The sequence below is a fragment of the Rhizobium sp. N324 genome (assembly GCF_001664485.1).
Lineage (GTDB): Bacteria > Pseudomonadota > Alphaproteobacteria > Rhizobiales > Rhizobiaceae > Rhizobium.
In genome coordinates this window covers 1,357,703-1,379,586 of the sequence record NZ_CP013630.1, presented here as the reverse complement: position 1 = coordinate 1,379,586, position 21,884 = coordinate 1,357,703, and the positions used below count along the sequence as shown (strand labels likewise).

Sequence of the window (21,884 nt, the reverse complement as noted above, 5' to 3'; positions counted from 1 at the left end):
ATCAGGTTTCTTTTCCGGTCGGCGAGGCTTGCTCCCTCTTCTCCCCAGCAGGGAGAAGATGGCCCGAAGGGTCGGATGAGGGGGGCCGCACGGTATGGGCTATCCTTCGTTGTGCCGAAAATACTGCCCTTCGCTTGAGCTTCGGACGCTCGTCGCTATTGCTCCTCGCCCCCCTCATCCGCCCTAACGGGCACCTTCTCCCCGCTGGGGAGAAGAGGGAAGCAGCCGACAGCGCTTCAACCAAGCTCCGCATCTCCATCCTCAATACCCCAATGGCGGCAGCGGCCGGTTGTCGGGTTCGGCGGCGCGCATTTCGCTGGTGTCGTCGGTGCCGAGGTCCTGATAGGCGCGGTAGGTCAGCACCAGCAGGAAGGCGAGAAAGGAGAAGGAGATGACGATCGCCGTCAGGATGAGCGCCTGCGGCAGCGGGTTGGCGGTGCCGGCGGGCAAGGCGTCGAGACCGGCCGGGATGATCGGCGGCACCTCGCGCGTCAGCCGGCCTGATGTAAAGAGCAGCAGGTTGACGGCATTGCCGAGGATGGCGATGCCGAGCATGATGCGAATGGTGAATTTCGACAGCATCAGATAGATGGCGGCGGCGAAGAACAGGCCGACGAGGATCGCCAGAAGCGGCTCCATCACTCCACCTCCTTTTCTTCCAATGTCACTTCCTTTTCTTCCAATGTCAGGGCGATCGAGGCAATGGCACCGAGCACGACGAGATAGACGCCGAGATCAAAGAGCATGACGCTGGACAGCGGCACTTCGAGACCGAAGAGGTTCGGATAGACCCAGAGGCCGGTCATGAAGGGAACGGCAAAGAAGATGGACAGAAGACCTGATAGCGTCGACAGCAGCAGGCCGAAACCGGCGATCGACAGCGGATGGAAAAACAGCGCGCGGCGAACGGCGGCAACGCCGAGGGCGATGCCGTAAATCGCCAGTCCCGAGGCGGCGATCAGCCCGCCGATGAAGCCGCCGCCCGGCTCGTTGTGGCCGCGCAGCAGCACGAAGACGGAAAAAAGCAGCATCAGCGCGGTGAGGAACGGGGCGACGGTGCGAAAGATCAGGGTATTCATCAGCCCCCTGTCTCCACCACGGGATCGTTGGCGGCAAGCCGGCGCTCGGTACCGGCGCGGATGCGGATCAGCGCCAGGATGGCAAGGCCGGTGACCGCGACGACTGCGATTTCGCCGAGCGTGTCGGTGCCGCGGAAATCGACGATGATGACGTTGACGACGTTGGCGCCGTGAGCGATCGACTTGGAATAGGCGTTGAAGAACACCGTCAGCGCATCGTTGAACGGCGCCTGCGTTGCCCGCAGCAGCAGAAGCGTGAAGCCGAGGCCGCAGACAAGCGCAAGTGCGCCGTCGAACAGCCTGCGGCCGAGCGGGCGCCGATCGGCCGGCGAGAGCCGGAGCCTGGTCATAACCAACGCGAGAATGACCACCGCCAGGGTTTCGACCATGAACTGGGTGAAGGAGAGATCCGGCGCGCCGAACAGCAGGAAAATGATGGCAACGGCAAAACCCTGAATGCCGAGCGAGACGATCGCCGTCAGCCGGTCGCGGGCGACGAGCACGGCGGCAAGGCCGACGGCGGCGATCGACAGGACCGCCCATTCATGGAGCCTGACATCGGAGGGCCAGGCGGGAAGCTGCGGCAGTTCGCCATAGACGATCGGGGGAATGACGAGGATGGCGGCAACCGAGAGGAATGTGCCGGTGATATAGATCTGCAGCCGCCCTGGCTGGAGGACGCGCATGAGGCGGCCGGCCAAGCGCACAAGCCCCGATACGGCCAGGTCGAAACCGTGATCCGGGCCGCGCCCGGCCGCGCGCAGGAAGATGGCCATCACCGCACGGGCGCGGGCGAGTTGCCAATAGACGCCGATGCCGAGCAGCGCCGTCAAAGCGGAGAGCGCCAAGGGCACGCCTGGATGCAGCGCCAGCGAGACGTCGATTTCAACAGGCGTCTGGCGGACAGCAGCTGCGATCGGCGACGACAGGACCGTGTGAGTGAAGGTCGAAAACAGCGCCGCCACCAGGCCGAGGGCGGCGAGGACCGCCGGGCCGAGCCAGAGCAGGACGGGCGCTTCGTGCGGATGTTGCGGCGTCTTCACCGGCCGGCCGACAAAAGGTTTCAGCCCCACCGCGAAAGCGACGGCGAACATCAGCGCATTGCCGAAGACGGTGATGGCGGTGAAGGTGAGCGCGCGGACATCGGCCCCGGCGAGTGCCGTATAGATCTCCTCCTTGGCGACGAAGCCGAAGAAGGGCAGCAGGCCGGCCATGGAGAAAGCCGCCGCAAGTGCGATGACCCATGTCAGCGGCATCGCCCGCCCCAGGCCGCCGAGGCGGGTGATATCGCGTGTGCCGGTTTCATGATCGATGATGCCGGCGACCATGAACAGCGCACCCTTGAAGAGGCAATGCGCCACCAGATACAGGGAGGCCGCCGCCACCGCATGCTCCGAGCCGAAGCCGATCAGCATGACGAGCAGGCCGAGCGAAGAGACAGTGGTATAGGCGAGCTTGAGCTTCAGGTCGGTCTGGCGAATGGCAAGCGTGGTGCCGACCACCAGCGTCAGCCCGCCGAAGAAGGGCAGAAGGATTTCCCAGGCGGCTGTTGCCCCCATCACCGGATTGAGCCGCATCAGCAGATAGACGCCGGCCTTCACCATGGTGGCCGAATGCAGATAGGCCGACACCGGCGTCGGCGCCTCCATGGCGTTCGGCAGCCAGAAGTGGAAGGGAAACTGCGCCGACTTGGTGAAGGCGCCGGCCAGAATAAGGATGAGGGCAGCGAGATAGAACGGGCTTTCGCGCACAACATCGCCAAACCCCATAAGCTGCGACAGCTGCGTGACGCCCGAGACATTCCAGAGCAGCAGCAGGCCGGCCAGCAGGCAGAGCCCTCCCCCGCCGGTCACGACAAGCGCCTGCAAGGCGGCGCGGCGAGCCGCCTCGCGCTCGTGATCGAAGCCGATCAGCAGGAAGGAGGTGATCGACGTCAGTTCCCAGAAGACGAAGAGCATCAGGAAACTGTCGGAAACGACGACGCCGAGCATGGCGCCCATGAAGAGGAAAATAAACGCGAAGAAGCGCCCCTGATCCTTATGTCCCTTGAGATAGCCGCCGGCAAAAAGCACGATCAGCGTGCCGATGCCGGTGATCAGCAGCGCGAAAGCGAGCGACAGGCCGTCGAGGAACCAGGAGAAGGACAGATTGTAGCTCGGCACCCAGGCATAACCGCCGGTAACGACTTTGCCGCTGGCAACAACCGGCACGAAGCGCAGGAAATGCAGGAAGGCGAGCAAGGGGGCGATCGCCAGGAGCCAGGCACCGTTGGCGCCGAAGATCCGGATCATGAAGGGAGCAGCAAGAGCGCCGGCAAGCGGCAGACACAGGGCCAGAAATGTCAGAGCCGTGACATCGGCCATGTCTCCTCCCCAACAGCGATAAACGAAGCACCAGCGAAAACCGGGCTGTCTTCTGACTTAGGCGAAACGGGAGGGCGTCTCAAGCGATTTCGGCCGCCGGCGATGTTCGACGTAATCAGGCGGCAGATCGGGAAAGACGCGTCAGCAGCCGGACGACGCAGCCGTGCAGGATAAAGACCACAAGCGTCAGCGGCCACAGCAGGCAGGCAAAAAGCCCGGCCAGACGATGGAACGTCAAGCCGTCATGGTTGGCCCAGCCCTCCAGGAGCGTGACCGCCATGGCGGCTGCGGCTACGAGGCCGTAGAGCAGGACGATTGCTGCTTCAAACACCAGTGATTCCCCAATACACGTAACATTAACCCTAACAGAAAACCGCTAACGGATGTAAGAGCAAGCGTCCTCCCCAAAAAGCGGTACATGGTCAATGGGGCAGGATGGTGCCCAAGTCTTGATGAACTGTCGACGGTGCACCACATTTTCTGGCAAAATGGAACCGCCCCTCGGCGAAAGGAGCATGGCATGTCCGAAACCGCAACCACCGCCAAGATCCACAAGACCGATGCGGAATGGAAAGAGCAACTCACCCCCGAGCAATACCGCATCACCCGCCAGCACGGCACCGAGCGCGCCTTCACCGGCCCCTATTGGGATTCCTTCGAGACCGGGCTTTACCGCTGTGTCGGCTGCAACGCCCCGCTTTTCCGCTCCGACACGAAGTTCGACGCCGGCTGCGGCTGGCCGAGCTATTTCGAAGCCGTCTCGCCCGATGCCGTGACCGAGCATCGCGACACGGCCTTCGGCATGGTGCGCACCGAAATCCGCTGCGGCAGCTGCGAATCCCATCTCGGCCACGTCTTCCCCGACGGCCCGCCGCCCACCGGCCTGCGCTACTGCATCAACGGCCATTCCATGGTGTTCGAGCCGGGGGAATAGGCGTTCGGCGCAGGAGTCAGCCTGCCCCTCATCCGCCTGCCGCCACCTTCTCCCCGCACGCGGGGCGAAGGGGATATGCCGTGACCTCTCCGTCCCCCGCAGCTCTCGCGAAGCACGTCCCCTCGCCCCGTTTTACGGGGAGAGGGTTAGGGTGAGGGGCAGCTTTCGGCGCAAAACCGCGCCTGCAGCGCGACGATCCGGCTGGCGAGTCTTGCCTGATCACTCATGCTCGGCAGGGCATGGCCAGCTCGTCGGCGCCGACAGGCCGGCGGGGAGCTTGGTGGAGGTGTCGCCGCAGGCAAGGTCGATCTGGGCCTGTTCGAGGCCGGATGCGGCCGAGAGGTCGAGGCCTTCGATGCGGGTCAGGAACATGAAGGCGCGCTCGAATATCGCCGGGCCTTCGAAAGTGGCGTTGGAGAGATCGGCACGGGAGAGATTGGCAAAAGCGAATTTCGCGCCCGTCAGCACCGCCTTGTCGAAATCGGCGCGGCCGAGTTCGGCCTTTTCGAAGCTGGCGCCGGCAAGCCGGGCGCCGGCGAAATTGGCGCGCTGCAGCTCGGCGCCGGCAAAGGACGCGCCTTCGGCGGCAATATTGGCGAAGCTGGCGCGATAGGCCTCGATCTTGGCGAAGTTGGCGCCTTCGGCATGGGCGCCCTCGAGCGAGGCGCGTACCAAAGTCGCCTTTTCGAGATTGGCGGATTTGACATTGGCGCCAGCGAGATCGGTCAGCGAGAAATCGGTGCCGAAGAGATTGGCGCCTTCGAGATCACTGCCCTGCAGCATCAGGTTCTTCTTGGTGCATTCCTGCCAGTCGAGCTTGGGCGAGGCTAGGCTGCCGCAATCGGCGGCCCCGGCGACGACCGACGAAAATGCCAGAAGGACGAGGGCAAGGAGACCGGGCGACGATCCATGCATTGCCATTGAACTGTTCACCTCCATACCATTCCGAGGCCACCCGCGAAGCAGGCTGCCTCCTCTTCTTACACAGCTCAGACTACAATAAAAAGATGGCGAGCGCCGTTCACAATGGCTTGCCGAGGGGGGCCTTAGAGATTGCCGGGTCAGGCCGAAGGCAGGCGAAGCTCCATGCAGGTCAGGTCCAGCCAGCGGCCGAACTTGGTGCCGACCTCGGAAAATCTGCCGGCGATGCGGAAACCGAGCTTTTCGTGCAGCCGGATCGAAGCGGTGTTCTCGGCCTCGATGCCGGCGATCATCACATGGATATTGCCGGCTGCGGCTCGGACGATCAGCTCGCGCATCAGCCGCTCGCCGATGCCGGCGCCGCGGCAATCCTTGTCGACATAGACGGAATGCTCGACGGTATGGCGGTAGCCGTCGAAGGTCCGCCAATCGCCATAGGAGGCATAGCCGGCGACCTTGCCCGACAGCTCGGCGACGATGACCGGAAAGCCGCGGGCCTTGCGCGCCCGCATCCATTCCCGCCGGTTTTCGAGATCGACAAGCGTATCGTTCCAGATCGCCGTCGTGTGCTCGACGGCGTGATTGTAGATATCGCGGATGGCGGAAAGATCGGCTTCGGTCGCGTCGCGGAGGAGAACGGCGTCTGTCATGATGGCCCGGTTCGAATTGACTGCCGGGATGGCATACGCCCCGCTCCCGAAGATGTAAACGGCGGATGCGGCATGCCGGCGGCTTCCGGAGCAGCCCTTGTCAGACGCCCGGCGCCGACAGGCTGAAGCAGGTGAAGACGGCCGAATAATGCACGGCCGCGGCGGTGACGACGAAAGCGTGCCAGATGGCGTTCTGAAAGCGCAGCTTCTCCCAGACATGGAAGATGACGCCGAGCGAATAGATGACGCCGCCGATGACGATCAGCAGCATCGAGGCGGTGGGAATGCGCGCCGCCACGGGTCCCGCCACCAGTATGCCGCTCCAGCCCATGGCGAGATAGAGCAGGATGGCAAGACGGTCGTAGCGGCCGGGAAAGACGCATTTCAGCACAATGCCGGCGGCGGCAAACAGCCAGATCGCCACCAGCATGGAGAAGAGCAGCGGATCGTCGGCGCCGCGTTCGAGGAAAGGCGTATAGGTGGCGGCGATCAACAGGAAGATCGCCGAATGATCGAAGCGGCGCAGGTACCATTTGGTGCGCGAGACCGGCCAGGCATTGTAGGAGAAGGAGATGGCAAGCGTCAGCACCAGCCCGACGCCATAGATCCAGGCGGCGGCGAGCGCGCCGTAGGAACTCCAGAGCGTGGCGTAGAAGATCAACACCGTGGCCCCGATCAGCGCCAGCACGAGACCGACGCCATGGACGATACCGTCGGCGATCAGTTCGTATCTGTCATAAGCCCAGCGAATGCCGTTGAACTCGGCCATGCACGCCAATCCGTTTCAGACCCCGATTGCAATCGTCGCATCGAACGAACGGGCGCGCAACTGCGGCAAAGCGCACGGGCGGTCAATCTTCGTAACAGCCTGTTTGGCGGCGAGACGGCTTACGCAAATCAAATCTTTTGCCGGTCGACCAGCACCGAACATTTGGCGTGGCGCACGACCCGGTCGGCGGTGGCGCCGATGAAGTAATTGGAAAAATCCGGAACATGCGAAGCGACGATGATGAGGTCGGCACCGTAACTTTCGGCGGTCGAGATGATTGCTTTGGCCGGCGGGCCGTTGCGGATCTCGACGGTGGCCGCAATACCGGTCGAGGCGATCAGCGCGTTCAGCTGGTCGCGGCTGTCCTGCATGGCGTCCTCGACCATATTTGCCGGCAGTTCGATCGCGACATAGGTCGGTACATCCTCGATGACATTGAGCGCGACGATCTCGCCGCCGTCGTCGAGCAAGGACGCGGCCTTGCGGAGGATCTTCTCTCCCTTTTCGATGCCGCCGAGCGCGATCGCGACGATGATCTTCCTGTACATGGCTCCCTCCATGACTGAGATGTATAAGTATCCTCTAAAGAAGATATGGGCGCTTTGACCGCGATCAAGTGGGCGCAAGTCATCGTCAACGCCTGCTCAACAGTTCATCCTCAAAAACGGGACTTCTGTGAACAATCGCAATCGGCCATATAGGCATCAAGTACGGCAGGCCAGAGGAGACAGTGGCGAATGAACCGGCGAAACTTCCTCGGCCTTGCTGCGGGCGGCACATTTGCCGCCACCGCCGGCGCGCCTTCCATTCTACAGGCCAGATCAGGAGCAGGAGAACAATCCATGACGACCGAAACTTCCTATGCGCTGACGCGGCCCGCCTATGTCGACCAGTCGCATCTCGTCGTGGCGGACCTCGATCTCGTATCCGGCTTCTATCAGTCGATGCTCGGCCTGAAAGTCATCGAGAAGACGGCGAGCGGGCAAGTGCTGGGGGTTGGCGATCTGCCGCTGCTGACGCTGACGACCGCCAAGGATGCCGCCATCGCGCCGCGCAATGCCGCCGGCCTTTTCCACACCGCCTTCCTGATGCCGGATCGGACCGAGTTGGCACGCTGGTTGCGCCACGCGGCGCACAACAATGTCGTGCTCGACGGCGCCTCGGACCATCTCGTCAGCGAGGCGATCTATCTGTCCGACCCGGAAGGCAACGGCATCGAAATCTATGCCGACCGGCCGCACCAGCAATGGAAGTTCGATCAGGACGGTATGGTGGATATGGCGACGCTGCGCCTCGACCTGCAGGCGCTCTATGACAGCGCGCCCGAAGAGCGCTGGGACGGCATGGCCATGGGGACGGCGATCGGCCACCTGCATCTGCAGGTCGGCGATATTCCACAAGCTGACGCCTTCTACCGCGACGTGCTCGGCCTCAAGCTGATGGCGAGCCGTCCCGGCGCAAGTTTCTTTGCGACCGGCGGCTACCATCACCATATCGCCGCCAATATCTGGAACAGCCGGGGTGCTACGGCACGCGCCGACAATATGACCGGGCTTTCGGACTATAAGCTCCGGTTCAACGACAAGGCCACACTGGATGCGGCGATCGCCAAGCTCGATGCGCTGGAGATCAAGAGCGAGGCGCGCGACGGCGGCGTGTTCCTCAGGGATCCCTGGGGGATTGGGCTAACGCTTTCGGCTTGACCGCAGCGACGCTATTGGACCTTCTCGGTGCCGGCCGGGCTCGTGACCCCGGTCGTTCCGCCACCATTTCCGCTCGGCGCGGGTGAACGATCTACCGCTTCCGGAGGCTTTGAAGCGCCGGAGGCCGGATCGTCGTTGAAGGTGCCGGGACCGGATGGCTGCGCATTGATCGGGTCCGGTTTTGTCGAGGCGGTGGCCGTCGGATCGTTATTGCCAGGATCAGGCCAGATCGCGACGCTCACGCCGGCAATGATCAGCACCGCTGCACCGGCCAACAGGACGGTCCAACCCCACCACCGCCGCTGGTCGGCGGCTACAAGCGCTGCCTCGTCGGCATAAGGCGGATCAGTCGTATAACTCTCGGCGGCTTTTGTCTGATCGGGATCATTCTTCATGGCCTTAACTCCTTCAAACGCCCGAACTCCTGGGGCTGCGAGGTTGTTCCGCCGGGATATTTCAAATCGGCACGGTTGCCGGTGACGCTTCTCGGCTCGACGGCATCATGGCCTCGCGGAACCGGAACCGCGTCGGCGCGTTTCCGTGACGAAGCAATGGGCTTCGGGGGACCTCACCGCATGGGCATCGCCAATGGCATCCGCAAACAGGCCAAGAAGATCGCGATCGGCGAACGCCGCACCAGCGCCTGGGCGCAGACCCTGAAGGAGGCAGCGGAAGAGCTGCCGCCGGCACCGCTGCATCGGCTGGAGAAGGACGGGCTGGACATCAGCATGGCCTGGGCGATCATCGGCATCTTCGGCATTCTGGGGCTGGCCGCCGTCTACCTGATGTCGCTGATCCTGATCCCGATCACGCTTGCCGTTGTCGTCGGGATGATCCTCGGCATGGCGGCGGAAAAGCTGAGCCGGATGGGTGTGCCGCGGCTTGCCAACGCCTTCATGTTGTCGAGCAGCGTGGCTCTGGTGATCTTCCTGCTGATCAACTCGCTCGCCGGCCCGCTGATGACGCTGGCCAATGAGGGGCCGGCTTTTGCCGAGCGAACCATCAACCGCGTCATGCCCTATCTCGAGCGCATCGAATGGCTGCATATCACGCCGGCGACCTTCGAAAGCGGGCCGATGTCGATCGGTGCACTGCTCGAAAACACCGGCAATGTGCTGCATGTGGTGACGACAAGCCTGACGCCGGCTGTCGTGCAGGGGATGATTTTCTTCGCCGCGCTGCTGCTTTTCCTCGCCAGCCGCGTCAACCTGCGCAAGACGATCATCATGACCTTCCGCACCCGCACGCAGCGCCTGGCGGCCATCCGTGTCATCAATGCCGTCGAGCAGGTGCTCGGCTTCTATTTCGCCACCGCCTCGCTGATCTATGTCGGCCTCGGCGTCGTCATGACGATCATCGCCTATGCCGGCGGACTGGCGGCGCCGGTGCTCTGGGGTTTTTTCGCCTTCCTGTCGAGCTTCATTCCCTATCTCGGCATCACGCTGATGACGTTTGCCGTCGCGGTCGCCGGCATTCTCACCCATGACGACATCGTCATCGGCCTGATGCCGGCCGCGGCCTTCTTTACCGTGCACCTCGTCATGGAAAACCTGATCTTCCCGGCAGTGATGGGACGGCGGCTGGAAATCAATCCCTTCATCGTTTTCCTCGCCATCCTGTTCTGGACATGGATGTGGGGGGCCGTCGGGGCGATGCTGGCCCTGCCGCTGTCGCTGATCGTCATTACGATCATCGAGGAATTGCTGATCGAGGAAAAGCCGCAGCCGCAATTGCCGAAATGATCAGCCGGGGAGATATCGGTGGCATCTGATCTCGATCTCAACGAATCCGATCACGACCAAATGGTCAGCGGCCGTTCCCTCTGGGGGAAAAGCGGCATTCGGCCGAAATGGCGTCCGATCGAGGAGAGTTTTTCCACCGACATCGCCGTGATCGGCGGCGGCATCACCGGCGCATTGGTTGCCGAACATCTGACGGCGCGCGGCTTTTCCGTCACTATCATCGACCGGGAGCGACCCGGTTTCGGCAGCACCGCGGCGAGCACGGCGATGCTGCAATGGGAAATCGACAGCACGCTGACCGAGCTTGAGGACTATTACGGCTTCGAACGCGCCGCCGGCATTTATCGCCGCAGCGGAGCAGCGGTTGCCGGCCTTTCCAAGCTGATCGCCGCACACGGGATTGCCTGCGGCTTCCGGTCGCGCAACACGCTCTATCTCGCCGCCAACCAGGAAGGGGCGCGCGAGCTTCTGGACGAGCGCCAGTTGCGCCGCCGAGCCGGCCTGCCCGGCGTCTACCTCGAACATCCCGATCTCTTCACCCAGTTCGAACTCGACCGGGATGGCGCGATCTATTCACCGGGTTCGGCCGAGGCCGATCCGCTGCTCCTGACCTGGGCATTGCTCGGAATCTCCGTTCGGCGCGGCGCGCGGCTGGTCAACGCTTCCGTCACGGCACTTCACAGCGAAGGCGATCACGTGACGGCGGAGACGGACGCGGGCCATGTTATCGAGGCGCGGCGCGCCGTGCTTGCGACCGGCTATTCGATGCCGGGCATCGACATGCCGAAGCTGCATCGCACCAGTTCGAGCTGGGCGCTCGCCACCGTCCCCCAGGACCCGGCACATTTCTGGCGCGACCGGGCGCTGATCTGGGAGGACAGCCACCCCTATCTCTATATGCGCACGACCGAGGACAACCGCATCGTCGCCGGCGGCGAGGATGACGGCACGGCCGATCCCGAAGCCCGCGACCGCAAGCTGCCGGCAAAGATCATGGCAATTCGCGAGAAGATGAAGCGGCTATGGCCGAAAGCCGATACACGGGTGGAACACGCCTGGTGCGGAACCTTCGGCGAAACCGCCGACGGCCTGCCGCTGATCGGTCCCGTGCCCGACATGCCGCATGTGCTGGCCGCCTACGGCTACGGCGGCAACGGCATCACCTTTTCCTATCTCGCCGCCCAGATGATCGGCGCGATGCTGGCCGGCATACATCGCGACTGGTTCGAGGACTTCGCCCTCGATCGGGATGGGCCGGGGTTGCGGCGGTTTGGGGAGGATCGGTTGGGGAGTGGGGATGAGTTGCGGTAGAGGCTTCGCGTTGGCTGTTGTGCCGTGCAAGCCCCCTCTGCCCTGCCGGGCCCGGGGCGAGCCGCGGGTCTCGCCCGTCCTTCGGACCCCCCACAGGTGGGGAGATTGGTTGGGCGCAACGGTTTCCCCAAACAACTAACGTGGCAGCCCGCCGGAACGGTAGACGGGCGGAAAGGTTTGGCCACTTGTAATCTCCCCACCTGTGGGGGAGATGCCCGGCAGGGCAGAGGGGGCTCACACGGCACGACTTCAGCGACAGAATTCACTCCGTCGTTTTGTCGTCGCCCATATCCTCGACATCCTCAAGGCGAACGAACTCCGTGCCCTTGGCTTTCAAATCGACCAGCGCCTTCGCCACCCCCTCGCCCGCCGCATGGGTCGGCTGGTTGATGTGGGAGATGACGACATCGCCGTCTTTGGCCGCAGCGATGCGTTTTTCGGTGATGACGGCGCCGAGCAGCGAGCCGCCGTCGCCGTTCACCGAATAACCGGCGATGCGATAGCCCATGGCGCGGATCTCGCCGATGGCGGAAAGATCGTATTTGGCGGTCGAGCCGCGGAACCAGTGGGGTGCGGGAATGCCGGCCGCGGTCATTGCCGCGGCGCCGCCCTCGACTTCCTGTTTCACCGCCTGCGGCGAGCCGGCAGCGGCGATGCCGTAGATCAGCGTTGGCGTATCGACGGCCGGGATATGGTTCTCGCCGTGATTTTCCAGTTCGAACAGATCGGGATTCTGCAGGAACACGGCAAGAGCGGCGGGGTTGCGCTTCAACCAGCGGGCGGTGACGAAGATCGTTGCCGGAATACGCTCGCGCACCAGGGTCGACAGGATGCGCTCATCCGCCTGCCCCATGCAGGCATCGAAGGTGAGCGCGATGCGGGCATGACCTGCTACGTTGGAGCGGGCGATATGGAGATGCGGCTCGACGAGCTTTACCGCCGGCGTCTTTGTTGCCGGAAGTGCGGCCGGCGGCGCTGGCGGAATTTCATCCGCCATGGCGGCAGAGAGAGCGGCGAAAAGCAACGCCGAAGCGAGCAGGATACGGTTCATATGGGACTTCTACGATTTCGTCGGCCGATTTTAGCGGCTGCTTCTCTGTGGCGCCATGTGGCCGGATGTCACCTCCGAACGAAGGCCGGCGCATCAATCGTAGAGATAATATTTGTCCCACTTCTCCCGCGGCACCTTGTCGCCGATCTGATAGTTGAGCTCGCGCACGTTGATATGCTGCGGGCCGGTGATGCAATTGTAGGAGAGATGGTACCAGTCGCCCTTGCTGCGGAAGACGGCGCCTGGCGCCTGCAGCGAATTGTCGCCAGGGATCGGGTCCTTGAAAGTATAGGCGATCACCTTGTCGGGCTTGAAACCGGTGCTGTCCTGGTTGATGCGGCTCATCGCCTCGGTGTCGCAGCTCTGCTCCAGACGCGTCGAGGGATCGAGTTTTTCCAGCTGCTTCTTGATGGCCGGATCGACGGCAAAGGCGGGGGCGGCAAGGCCGACGAGGGATACGAACAGGAGCAGACGTTTCGGCATTGCTGAGAAAATCCCTTGCTGTTGTCCATTCTTCACCCTGCCCCGGGCAGCTTGCCGGGGGCTTGGCACGTGTAAATTTCGCTCTGTGATAGCGGACATTCTTAAATATTGTGGTGACATCAAGGCAGGGCGAGCCGAGCCGCCTCCCTGCCTGTGGAAGGTCACCCGCACTGTTGGCGCAGCCTTGCCGCTTGATCCGGCGGCGGCGCGCCTCTATCTCTTGCCAACCCGATATCCCGATCCGGAGCCATTCCTTGTCCGCTTTCAAGAGCCTGCCGACGCCGCCCGCCGCCCCGAAGAAGCCCGTCTCCGATACGCGCCACGGCATTACCCGCACGGATGATTATGCTTGGCTGCGTGCCGATAACTGGCAGGCGATGTTCAAGGATCCGTCGATCCTCGATCCCGAGATCCGCCGGCATCTCGAAGCCGAAAACGCCTATATGAATGCGGCGATGGAAGACACCAAGCCGCTGCAGAAGATGCTGTTTTCGGAAATGCGCGGCCGCATCAAGGAAGACGACAGCTCGGTGCCGATGAAGGACGGTGCCTATGCCTATGGCACCTTTTACGTTACCGGCGGCGAGCAGCCCCGCTATTTCCGCATTCCCCGCGACGGCGCCGTCGCCGACGAGACGATCCGCACGGTGCTGCTCGACGGCGACAAGGAAGCCTCCGGCAAGGCCTATTTCCGCCTCGCCGGCCTCGACCATACGAGCGACCATAGCCGCGGCATCTGGGGCTATGACGACAAGGGCTCGGAGTTCTTCACGCTGAAGGTCCGCGACCTCTCGACCGGCCAGGATCTCGACGACGTGATCGAGAATACCGCCGGCGGCGGCGTCTGGGCCCCCGATGGCAAGAGCTTCTTCTATTCGGCGCTCGACGAGAACCACCGGCCCTCGAAGGTGTTCCACCACATTGTCGGCCGGCCGCAATCGGAAGACCGGCTGGTCTATGAGGAAGCCGATGCCGGCTTCTTCATGGGCGTAGGCGGCTCGCTGCTCGACGATGTCATCTATATCGACATCCACGATCACGAGACCAGCGAATACCGGCTGCTGTCGACCAAGGATCTGACCGCCGAGCCGAAACTGGTGGCGGCGCGCGAGGAAGGCATCGAATATTCGCTGACCGAGGGCGGCGATATCTTCTACATTCTGACCAATGACGGCGGCGCCAAGGATTTCAAGATCATGGAAGCGCCGGTTGATAAGCCCGGCAAGGAAAACTGGCGCGAGGTCGTGCCGCACAAGCCCGGCACGCTTGTTATCAGCCATATGGCCTATGCTCGCCATCTTCTGTGGCTGGAGCGCAAGGACGGGCTGCCGCAGATCATGATCCGCGATCGGGCGACCGGCGAGGAACATGCGATCGCCTTTGCCGAGGAGGCCTATTCGCTGGGCCTTTCGGGCGCGGCGGAATATGACACGGATATCATCCGCTTCTCCTATTCCTCGATGACGACGCCGTCGCAGCTTTACGATTACAACATGGTGACGCGCGAGCGCACGCTGTTGAAGACCCAGGAAGTGCCGTCGGGCCACAATGCCGACGACTATATCACCCGCCGCGTCTTCGCCCCGGCCTGGGACGGCGAGACAGTGCCGGTCACCCTGCTCTACCGCAAGGACACGCCGCTCGACGGCACCGCGCCCTGCCTGCTCTACGGTTACGGCGCTTACGGCATCACCATTCCGGCCGGTTTCAACACCAATTGCTTGTCGCTCGCCGACCGCGGCTTCGTCTATGCCATCGCCCATATCCGCGGCGGCAAGGACAAGGGCTTTGCCTGGTACGAAGACGGCAAGATGGACAAGAAGACGAACACCTTCAAGGACTTCGTCGCCGCGGCCGACTATCTGAATCAACAGAAGTTCACCTCTTACGCGAAGATCATCGCCGAGGGCGGCTCGGCCGGCGGCATGCTGATGGGCGCGGTCGCCAACATGGCGCCGGAGAAATTTGCCGGCATTATCGCCGCCGTTCCCTTCGTCGACGTGCTCAACACCATGCTCGACGACACCCTGCCGCTGACGCCGCCGGAATGGCCGGAGTGGGGCAACCCGATCGACAGCCGCGAAGAATACGAGCAGATCGCCGCCTATTCGCCCTATGACAATGTCGGCGCCAAGGCCTACCCGCCGATCCTGGCGCTCGGCGGCCTGACCGATCCGCGCGTCACCTATTGGGAACCGGCCAAATGGGTGGCGAAGTTGCGCGAAGAGACGACCGGTGAAGCGCCGATCCTGCTCAAGACCAATATGGATGCCGGCCATGGCGGCGCCTCCGGCCGCTTCCAGCGGCTGGAAGAGATCGCGTTCGAGTATGCGTTTGCGATCAAGGTGGCGGGGAAGATGTGAAATCATTGAGGGGTGCCGTGGCCGCCCCCCTCTGCCCTGCCGGGCCCGGGGCGAGCCGCGGGTCTCGCCCGTCCTTCGGACCCCCACGGGTGGGGAGATTGGCTGGCGCGCTGGCTTCCCCAAACAACTGACATTGCAGCCCGGAGAAACGGTAGACGGGTGCGAAGTTTGGGCCACTTGTGATCTCCCCACCTGTGGGGGAGATGCCCGGCAGGGCAGAGGGGGCTGGCACGGCACACGTCCTAAGAGGGAGAGAGAATTGCCCATCTATATCGCCCTCCTCCGCGCCGTTAACGTCGGCGGCACTGGGTCACTCCCGATGGCCGAGCTCAAGACGATCTGCAAAGGCCTCGGCTTCACTGACGTGAAAACCTACATCCAGAGCGGCAATGTGCTGTTCCGCTCGGATGCGTCCGAAACGGCGGTCGAGGAAAAGCTCGACGCGGCGCTCGGGCAGAAGATGGGCAAGCGGCCGGGCGTGATGGTGCGCAGCCGCAAGGAACTCGAGGCGATTGCCGCGAACGCGCCCTTTCCCGATGCCAAGCCGAATTTTCTGCTCGTCTATTTCCTGCCCGAAAAGCCGCCTGCCGATGCGCTGGAGAAAATGACTGCGCCCGATGGCGAGGAAGCGAAGCTCGCGACCCGTGAAATCTACGTGCACTACCCCAAGGGGTCCGGACGCTCGAAGCTGAAGCTGCCGGCGCTGAAGGCCGGAACCTCGCGCAATCTCAACACTGTGCGCAAGCTCGCGGACATGGCGGCGGCGATGGAAGGTTGAGGGGCCTGCGTAGAATTTGATTCAGACGAGGCGATTCAAGTCCTTGTTTTCATGCATGTCGTGTCAGCTGCCGGCAATATCCTTCGTCCGTTTCGCCTTATAGCCGCTAATCTCCTCGCCGGCGGTCGGCGAGAAGCGCAGGTTCCAGATCGTCGCGCTGATCGAGATGAGGGTGACAACGACGAAGGCGGTGGAGAAATCGCCGAGTTCAGGCGTTTCGACATCGTTGAAAGCCATAGAGCCATGCAGCGCCAAAGCGCCGATGCAGATGCCGAGCGACAGCATCAGCTGCTGGAAGGTGGTGTAGAAGCTCGTGGCCGAGCTCATCCGCTCCTTGTCGATCTCGTCATAGGCGATGGTGTTGTAGGCGGTGAACTGGAACGACAGGAAGAAGGCGCTGAGCACCAGGACGATGAAGATCAGCGGCATCGGCCAGTCCGGCCGGAAGGCGGCGCAGAGGCCGTAACCGACCGTCCCGAAGATGCCGTTGAGGACGAGGCTGCGGCGGAAACCGAGCCGGCTGAAGACGAACTTCGCCATCGGCTTCATGGCGAGCGCGCCAAGTGCCGTGGCAATGACGATTTGGCCGGCCGCGGCCGCCGACAGGCCAAAGCCGATCTGGAAGAGCAGCGGCAGCAGGAAGGGCTGGGCGCCTTGCGTGATGCGCGTCAGCGAACCGGCGATGACCGAGGTCCCGAAGCTCGGCACCTTCATCAGCGAGAAATCCATGATCGGCGACGGATGCTTGCGGGCATGCCTGAGATAGCCGATGCCGAAGAGCAGACCGACAGCGATCAGGAAGAGCGAGAAGGCGCCTTCACCTTCGTGGCTCGACATTTCGAAGCCGAAGAGCAGTGAGCCGAGCGAGAGGCCGGAGAGCACGAAGCCGATCGTATCGAAGGGGCCGCTCGCCTTCCCCTTGACCTCGTCGATATAGATCGAGACGAAAATCATGCCGATGATGCCGACCGGCACGTTGATATAAAAGATCCAGCGCCAGTCGAGATAGGTGACGAAGAAGCCGCCGAGCGGAGGGCCGACGATCGGGCCGATCAGCGCCGGCACCAGCAGCCAGGACATGGCGCTGACCATATCCTTGCGGGCAACGCTGCGCATCAGCACCAGGCGCCCGACCGGCATCATCATCGCGCCGCCCAAGCCCTGCAGCAACCGCGCCAGTACCAGGAAAGACAAGGTCGGCGCCAGCGCACAGAGGATAGAGCCGATGACGAAGACGGCGATTGCGGCGCGGAAGACGGGTGCGGGAGCCGAAACTGTCGGCCATGCGGCCGCTCGCCGGAATGAAGATCGCCAGGCTGAGGAGATAGGAAGTCAGCGCGATCGACATGGCCGGCGCGCTGACGGAAAAATCGCGCGCCATGGTCGGCAGCGCCGTCGCCAGCACGGTCGCGTCGATGTTTTCCATCAGCATCGCACTCGCGACAATCATCGCGATCACCCGGAAATTGGGCGCGGCGCGCCGAACGATCGGCGCCTGGTAAATCTGATCCGACATCGTCCGGGATCACTCGCGGTGGCGCGGCGGAGCACACGAGGCTGCAAGGCCGCGGGGGATGACATGGCGCAAGGCCAAGGGGAGACGATTTGGTATACGCCCGCGATCATGGCGGCGCTATGTCCTTTATGGCAAAGCAGCTTTGACGAGAGCGAAAAGCAGATCACGATTGCTTGCATCGGCCTCATGCTTCGTGAAAAGCTTGCGCCGCAAGCCGCCCGGCCCTACCTATCGATCATGACCTCCGCTCTTGAGAAAAACCGGCCCGGTGCGGCCTTTGCCTTCGACAACAGCTATGCCGGCCTGCCGCAGCGCTTCTTCGCGGCGCAGCTGCCGACTGCGGTGGCGGAGCCTTGGCTGATCAAGCTCAACGAACCGCTGGCCGCTGAACTCGGGCTCGATGTCGAGGCGCTGCGGCGCGACGGCGCGGCGATCTTTTCCGGCAATCTCGTTCCCGAGGGGGCGCAACCGTTGGCGATGGCCTATGCCGGCCATCAGTTCGGCGGCTTCTCGCCGCAGCTCGGCGACGGGCGGGCGATCCTGCTCGGCGAGGTGATCGACCGCAGCGGCGGGCGCTTCGATATCCAGCTGAAGGGCGCTGGGCCGACCCCGTTTTCCCGCCGCGGCGACGGGCGGGCGGCAATCGGGCCGGTCCTGCGCGAATATATCATCAGCGAGGCGATGTTTGCGCTCGGCATTCCGGCGACGCGGGCGCTGGCGGCGGTGACGACGGGCGAGCCGGTCTATCGCGAAGAGGTGCTGCCGGGCGCCGTCTTCACCCGGGTGGCGGCCAGCCACATCCGGGTCGGCACCTTCCAGTATTTTGCGGCGCGGGGCGATTCCGACGGTGTGCGGGCGCTTGCCGATTATGTCATCGACCGGCACTATCCCGCACTTGGAGAAGCCGACAATCCCTATCTCGCATTGTTCGAGGCGGTCTCCGAACGCCAGGCGGCGCTGATTGCCCGCTGGCTGCATGTCGGCTTCATTCATGGCGTGATGAACACCGACAATATGACTGTCTCCGGCGAGACGATCGATTTCGGCCCCTGCGCCTTCATGGATGCCTATGATCCGGCGACCGTCTTCTCTTCGATCGACCAGCACGGCCGCTATGCCTATGCCAACCAGCCCGGCATCGGCCAATGGAACCTTGCAAGGCTCGGCGAAACGCTGCTGCCGCTGATCGACGAAGAACCCGACGGCGCGGTCGACAAGGCGAATGCCATAATCCGCGCCTATGGCGAACGCTTCCAGGCGCATTGGCTGGCCGGGATGCGAAAGAAGATCGGCCTTGCCGGCGAAGAGGATGGCGATCTCGACCTGGTGCAGGCGCTGTTGTCGCTGATGCAGACGCAGGGTGCCGATTTCACCCTGACCTTCCGGCGGCTGTCGGATCTTGCCGGCGATGCCGCCGCAGAGCCTGCCTTTGCGGCCAGTTTCCGGGAGCCGGAGGCCTGCGGATCCTGGCTTGCGCAGTGGCGCGAGCGGCTGTCGCGCGACCCGCAAACGCAGTCGGAGCGCGCCACCGCCATGCGCCGCGTCAATCCTGCCTTCATTCCGCGCAATCACCGCGTCGAACAGGCGATCGAGGCCGCGGTCGAAAATGGCGATTTCTCGCTGTTCGAGGCGTTGCTGAGCGTGCTTTCGAAACCTTATGAGGACCAGGCGGACTTTGCCGCCTATAGCGAGCCGCCGAAACCGAGCGAACGGGTGCTCGCGACCTTCTGCGGGACGTAAGCGGGCTCAATACAACCGTACCGTGACATCAGCCTGCGGCAAATGCGGCCGTTGAAAGGCATCTCCTTCGCGCTATCTGGCTGATCGGCGGCGATTTTCCGCCGCCCCTTCACCCGGCTCACCTCAGCGGGAGACAGCCTTATGGCGATCGTCATCACCTCCATCCTCTTCATCATCATCGGTCTTACGCTCGGCGGCGGCGGGCTGTGGCTCGTCACGCTCGGCGGCAGCGTCTTCTATCTCTTCGCCGGGCTGATGTTCGTGATCACCGCCGGATTGCTTCTGATGCGCAAGGCGGTGGCGCTCTGGATCTATGCAGTGCTCGTCGTCGCAGCACTCGCCTGGGCGATCTGGGAGGTGGGTTTCGACTGGTGGCAGCTCGGGCCCCGTGGCGGCATGATCATCCTGCTCGGGCTCTGGCTGCTGACGCCCTGGATCCGCCGGCCGCTCGGCTTTCGCAGCCCGACCGGCATCACCTACGGCGCGAATCCCTGGCCGCTCGCCGTGCCTGTCATCCTCGCCATCCTAGTCGCCCTCTATTCGATGACCACGGATCCGCACGACCTCGCCGGCGAGCTGCCTAGGGATGAGGTCGCCGCCAACCCCGCCTTCGGCGGCAGCGTGCCGGATGGTGAGTGGCACCAGTACGGCCGCACGCCCTTCGGCCAGCGTTATTCGCCGCTCGACCAGATCACCACGGAGAATGTCGCCACCCTCAAGGAAGCCTGGCGATACCAGACCGGCGACGTTAAACGGCCTGAGGATGTCGGCGAGACGACCTATCAGGTGACGCCGCTCAAGGTGAAAGACACGCTCTATCTCTGCACGCCACACAATTGGGCGATCGCGCTCGACGCAAAGACCGGCAAGGAGAAATGGAAATACGATGCCAACTCGGGCATGAACCCCGACCGGCAGCACCAGACGTGCCGCGGCGTCACCTATTATGCCGATCCCGATGTCGCCGCCGGCCAGCCCTGCGCCGAGCGCGTCTACCTGCCGACATCGGACGCCCGGCTGATCGCGCTCGATGCGGCGGACGGCAAGGTCTGCACCGGCTTTGCCGATCAGGGCGTGCTGCATCTGGAGACCGGCATGCGCTACAATCCGGCCGGCTATTATTATTCCACCTCGCCGCCGGTCGCGGTGGCCGGCAAGATCATCGTCGGTGGCGCGGTGAACGACAATTATTCCACTGAGGAGCAATCCGGTGTCATCCGCGCCTTCGACATCAAGACCGGCGCGCTGATCTGGAACTGGGATTCCGGCAATCCCGACGTGACGACGCCGCTGGCCGTCGGCCAGACCTATACGACCAATTCACCGAACAGCTGGTCGGTCTTCAGCGTCGACGAGAGCCTCGGCATGGTCTACATCCCGCTCGGTAACCAGGTGCCCGACCAGCTCGGCATCAACCGCAGCGACAATGTCGAGAAATTCTCCTCCTCGATCGTCGCGCTCGACATCGCCACCGGCCAGCTGCGCTGGGTGCGCCAGACCGTGCATCACGATCTCTGGGATATGGACGTGCCGGCCCAGCCGGCGCTGATCGATCTGACGAAGCCGGACGGCACGGTGGTTCCCGCCCTCGTCGGCCCGACCAAGCAGGGCGATCTCTACGTGCTCGACCGGCGCAGCGGCGAGCCGATCATCCCGGTCAAAGAAATCGCAGCCCCGGGCGGCGCGATCTCGGGCGATCATACCGCGCCGACGCAGCCGATCTCCGATCTCACCTTCTCGCCCGAGCCGCTGAAGGAAAAGGACATGTGGGGCGTGTCGCTGTTCGACCAGCTCGCCTGCCGCATCGATTTCCACCGCTACCGCTACGAGGGCCGCTATACGCCGCCCTCGCTTGTCGGCACGATCGTCTATCCCGGCAATTTCGGCACCTTCAACTGGGGCAGCGTGGCCGTCGACCCCGAGCGGCAGATCATGTTCGGCATGCCGACCTATCTTGCCTTCACCTCGCGCCTGGTGCCGGCTGCCGATATTCCGCCGAGAGGCCAGGACGAGAAGGGCAGCGAACAGGGACTCAACCGCAATGACGGCGCACCCTACGGCGTCTTCATGGGGCCGTTCCTCGGGCTCCTGAAAATCCCCTGCCAGGCGCCGCCATGGGGCTATGTCGCCGGCGTCGATCTGCGCACCGGCAAGATCGCCTATATGCACAAGAACGGCACCGTGCACGACATGACGCCGCTGCCCCTGCCCTTCAAGGTGGGTGTGCCCGGCATCGGCGGACCGATGCTGACCAAGGGCGGCGTCGCCTTCCTCGGGGCCGCGGTCGACAATTATCTGCGCGCCTATGACGTGACGAACGGCCGGGAGCTTTGGCAGGCCCGGCTTCCGGCCGGCGGCCAGGCAACACCGATGACCTATACGACTGAAGACAACAAACAATACGTCGTCATGGTCGCCGGCGGCCACGGCTCGGTCGGCACCAAGCCTGGCGATTATGTGATTGCTTATACGCTGCCGTGA

The 21,884-nt window shown here is 63.4% G+C and carries 20 protein-coding genes and 1 pseudogene; 9 read left to right on the top strand and 12 right to left on the bottom strand.

What is annotated here, in order from left to right; genetic code table 11:
• Positions 1–261: 261 nt before the first annotated feature.
• The 4 genes from AMK05_RS06605 to AMK05_RS06590 form a co-directional block, all read right to left on the bottom strand.
• Complete coding sequence (locus AMK05_RS06605; protein WP_064837650.1) at positions 262–639, bottom strand: Na+/H+ antiporter subunit C; 378 nt, start codon at positions 637–639, stop codon at positions 262–264.
• Entirely contained in the window at positions 639–1,079 is a 441-nt protein-coding gene (locus AMK05_RS06600; protein WP_064837648.1) for a Na(+)/H(+) antiporter subunit B, read from the bottom strand. Before AMK05_RS06600 ends, AMK05_RS06605 begins: the two co-directional genes overlap by 1 nt.
• Positions 1,079–3,442 carry a putative monovalent cation/H+ antiporter subunit A gene (locus AMK05_RS06595; protein ID WP_064837646.1) on the bottom strand — a complete coding sequence of 788 codons (2,364 nt, stop codon included), beginning with the start codon at positions 3,440–3,442 and terminating at the stop codon, positions 1,079–1,081. The genes AMK05_RS06600 and AMK05_RS06595 overlap by 1 nt, the downstream gene beginning before the upstream one ends.
• A gap of 115 nt (positions 3,443–3,557) precedes the next feature.
• Positions 3,558–3,773, bottom strand: a complete 216-nt coding sequence (locus AMK05_RS06590) for a hypothetical protein (protein WP_049734444.1) — start codon at positions 3,771–3,773, stop codon at positions 3,558–3,560.
• A 189-nt stretch (positions 3,774–3,962) separates the two neighbouring features.
• Here AMK05_RS06590 and msrB point away from each other — a divergent pair, with 189 nt between their 5' ends.
• Entirely contained in the window at positions 3,963–4,376 is a 414-nt protein-coding gene (msrB, locus tag AMK05_RS06585) for a peptide-methionine (R)-S-oxide reductase MsrB (RefSeq protein ID WP_064837643.1), read from the top strand.
• Positions 4,377–4,595: 219 nt separating this feature from the next.
• Here msrB and AMK05_RS06580 read toward each other — a convergent pair whose 3' ends face one another.
• From AMK05_RS06580 to AMK05_RS06565, 4 genes are all read right to left on the bottom strand, one after another.
• On the bottom strand, positions 4,596–5,297 hold the full coding sequence (locus AMK05_RS06580; protein ID WP_064837641.1) for a pentapeptide repeat-containing protein: 702 nt from the start codon (positions 5,295–5,297) through the stop codon (positions 4,596–4,598).
• A 140-nt stretch (positions 5,298–5,437) separates the two neighbouring features.
• Positions 5,438–5,947 carry a GNAT family N-acetyltransferase gene (locus AMK05_RS06575; protein ID WP_064837639.1) on the bottom strand — a complete coding sequence of 170 codons (510 nt, stop codon included), beginning with the start codon at positions 5,945–5,947 and terminating at the stop codon, positions 5,438–5,440.
• A gap of 100 nt (positions 5,948–6,047) precedes the next feature.
• Positions 6,048–6,716 carry a PAQR family membrane homeostasis protein TrhA gene (gene trhA, locus AMK05_RS06570; protein ID WP_064837637.1) on the bottom strand — a complete coding sequence of 223 codons (669 nt, stop codon included), beginning with the start codon at positions 6,714–6,716 and terminating at the stop codon, positions 6,048–6,050.
• Between the two features lie 128 nt (positions 6,717–6,844).
• The gene (locus AMK05_RS06565) at positions 6,845–7,264 is read right to left on the bottom strand and encodes a universal stress protein (RefSeq protein WP_064837635.1); all 420 of its coding nucleotides are present in this window, start codon (positions 7,262–7,264) and stop codon (positions 6,845–6,847) included.
• 189 nt (positions 7,265–7,453) lie between these two features.
• Between AMK05_RS06565 and AMK05_RS06560 the strand changes: the two genes are divergently transcribed.
• A complete protein-coding gene (locus tag AMK05_RS06560) occupies positions 7,454–8,419 on the top strand; it encodes a VOC family protein (protein WP_171899752.1) in 966 nt (321 codons plus the stop codon).
• 11 nt (positions 8,420–8,430) lie between these two features.
• On the opposite strand, the gene AMK05_RS06555 is transcribed toward AMK05_RS06560, so the two are convergent.
• On the bottom strand, positions 8,431–8,814 hold the full coding sequence (locus AMK05_RS06555) for a hypothetical protein (RefSeq protein ID WP_064837631.1): 384 nt from the start codon (positions 8,812–8,814) through the stop codon (positions 8,431–8,433).
• Between the two features lie 180 nt (positions 8,815–8,994).
• Here AMK05_RS06555 and AMK05_RS06550 point away from each other — a divergent pair, with 180 nt between their 5' ends.
• Both AMK05_RS06550 and AMK05_RS06545 read left to right on the top strand, forming a co-directional pair.
• Complete coding sequence (locus AMK05_RS06550) at positions 8,995–10,161, top strand: AI-2E family transporter (protein WP_064837629.1); 1,167 nt, start codon at positions 8,995–8,997, stop codon at positions 10,159–10,161.
• 18 nt (positions 10,162–10,179) lie between these two features.
• Positions 10,180–11,472, top strand: coding sequence for an NAD(P)/FAD-dependent oxidoreductase (locus AMK05_RS06545; RefSeq protein WP_064837627.1), 1,293 nt, complete (start codon positions 10,180–10,182; stop codon positions 11,470–11,472).
• A 262-nt stretch (positions 11,473–11,734) separates the two neighbouring features.
• Here the strand turns inward: AMK05_RS06545 and AMK05_RS06540 are convergent, their stop codons facing one another.
• Together AMK05_RS06540 and AMK05_RS06535 are read right to left on the bottom strand one after the other, a co-directional pair.
• On the bottom strand, positions 11,735–12,523 hold the full coding sequence (locus AMK05_RS06540; protein ID WP_064837625.1) for a polysaccharide deacetylase family protein: 789 nt from the start codon (positions 12,521–12,523) through the stop codon (positions 11,735–11,737).
• A 93-nt stretch (positions 12,524–12,616) separates the two neighbouring features.
• Positions 12,617–13,006, bottom strand: coding sequence for a DUF930 domain-containing protein (locus AMK05_RS06535; RefSeq protein WP_064837623.1), 390 nt, complete (start codon positions 13,004–13,006; stop codon positions 12,617–12,619).
• A 254-nt stretch (positions 13,007–13,260) separates the two neighbouring features.
• Between AMK05_RS06535 and AMK05_RS06530 the strand changes: the two genes are divergently transcribed.
• Both AMK05_RS06530 and AMK05_RS06525 read left to right on the top strand, forming a co-directional pair.
• The gene (locus AMK05_RS06530; protein WP_064837621.1) at positions 13,261–15,369 is read left to right on the top strand and encodes a S9 family peptidase; all 2,109 of its coding nucleotides are present in this window, start codon (positions 13,261–13,263) and stop codon (positions 15,367–15,369) included.
• Between the two features lie 259 nt (positions 15,370–15,628).
• Complete coding sequence (locus AMK05_RS06525) at positions 15,629–16,147, top strand: DUF1697 domain-containing protein (protein ID WP_064837619.1); 519 nt, start codon at positions 15,629–15,631, stop codon at positions 16,145–16,147.
• Positions 16,148–16,210: 63 nt separating this feature from the next.
• On the opposite strand, the pseudogene AMK05_RS06520 reads toward AMK05_RS06525, so the two are convergent.
• Positions 16,211–17,552, bottom strand: a pseudogene (locus tag AMK05_RS06520) (MFS transporter).
• Between AMK05_RS06520 and AMK05_RS35485 the strand changes: the two are divergent.
• The 3 genes from AMK05_RS35485 (at position 17,494) to AMK05_RS06510 (ending at position 21,884) form a co-directional block, all read left to right on the top strand.
• On the top strand, positions 17,494–17,649 hold the full coding sequence (locus AMK05_RS35485) for a hypothetical protein (protein ID WP_237352223.1): 156 nt from the start codon (positions 17,494–17,496) through the stop codon (positions 17,647–17,649). The pseudogene AMK05_RS06520 and the gene AMK05_RS35485 sit on opposite strands and share 59 nt — an antisense overlap.
• Positions 17,650–17,900: 251 nt before the next feature.
• The gene (locus AMK05_RS06515) at positions 17,901–19,403 is read left to right on the top strand and encodes a protein adenylyltransferase SelO (protein ID WP_064841297.1); all 1,503 of its coding nucleotides are present in this window, start codon (positions 17,901–17,903) and stop codon (positions 19,401–19,403) included.
• Positions 19,404–19,544: 141 nt separating this feature from the next.
• Positions 19,545–21,884, top strand: coding sequence for a glucose/quinate/shikimate family membrane-bound PQQ-dependent dehydrogenase (locus tag AMK05_RS06510; RefSeq protein WP_064837617.1), 2,340 nt, complete (start codon positions 19,545–19,547; stop codon positions 21,882–21,884).